Annotated in this window: 2 protein-coding genes; both read right to left on the bottom strand. The window is 63.4% G+C overall.

The features are described 5' to 3' along the window. Positions 1-257: adenine nucleotide alpha hydrolase family protein (locus tag GRF63_RS16335; protein WP_474076036.1), on the bottom strand; the 257-nt coding region annotated here is incomplete at its 3' end. After that, on the bottom strand, positions 257-1,003 hold the full coding sequence (locus GRF63_RS16330; protein WP_160487142.1) for an electron transfer flavoprotein subunit beta/FixA family protein: 747 nt from the start codon (positions 1,001-1,003) through the stop codon (positions 257-259). The genes GRF63_RS16335 and GRF63_RS16330, both read right to left, overlap by 1 nt. Position 1,004 lies beyond the last annotated feature (1 nt).

Below are 1,004 nucleotides of genomic sequence, written 5' to 3'. Positions count from 1 at the left end.
AGCACGGCATCATAACCGTCCATCAGCCCGGCGATCAGCGGGGCGACGTTCTCGGCCAGGCCATCGGCATAGGCGGCATCGTCTGCCACCAGCACCTTCTCCACACCGGCGATGGCGCCGTGCGCATCGCCTGCAGCCTGCGATCCTGTCACCAGCACATGCACCGGGCCGCCCAGTGCGGCAGCGGCGGTGACGGTGGCAAGGGTGGCATCGGCGACCGTGTCGCCATTGGGTTCAGCAAATACTAGAGCGGTCATCAGGCAACTCCCAGGGCTTTGAGCTTCGCGACGAGCGCGTCCACATCTTCCACGATCTCGCCCGCCTGGCGGACCGGCGGTTCGGAGACATTGGTGGTGGTAAGGCGCGGCGCGACATCGACGCCGTAATCAGCAGGCGTCTTGGTATCGAGCGGCTTCTTCTTCGCCTTCATGATGTTGGGCAGCGAAGCATAGCGCGGCTCGTTCAAACGAAGATCGGTGGTGACGATGGCAGGCAGCGTCAGCTTCACCGTTTCCAGCCCGCCGTCCACTTCGCGGGTGACGGATACGCCATCGCCGTCCACCTCCACCTTGCTGGCAAAGGTGCCCTGCGGCAGGTTCATAAGCGCGGCCAGCATCTGGCCGGTCTGGTTGCTGTCATCATCGATGGCCTGCTTGCCCAGCATCACGATGCCCGGCTCTTCCTCGGCAGCGATGGCCTTCAGGATCTTGGCCACAGCCAGCGGTTCGACTTGTTCATCGGTTTCGACCAGGATCGCGCGGTCTGCGCCCATGGCCAGCGCCGTGCGCAGCGTCTCCTGCGCCTTGGCCGGGCCGACGGATACCGCCACCACTTCCTCGGCCTTGCCGGCTTCCTTCAGCCGCAGCGCCTCTTCCACCGCGATCTCGTCAAACGGGTTCATGCTCATCTTGACGTTCGCCAGATCAACACCCGAACCATCGCTCTTCACGCGCGGCTTCACATTGTAATCTATCACCCGCTTAACGGGCACGAGGATTTTCATG

The organism is Aurantiacibacter rhizosphaerae (genome assembly GCF_009807005.1).
Lineage (GTDB): Bacteria > Pseudomonadota > Alphaproteobacteria > Sphingomonadales > Sphingomonadaceae > Alteraurantiacibacter > Alteraurantiacibacter rhizosphaerae.
This window is presented reverse-complemented; position numbering and strand designations above follow the sequence as displayed.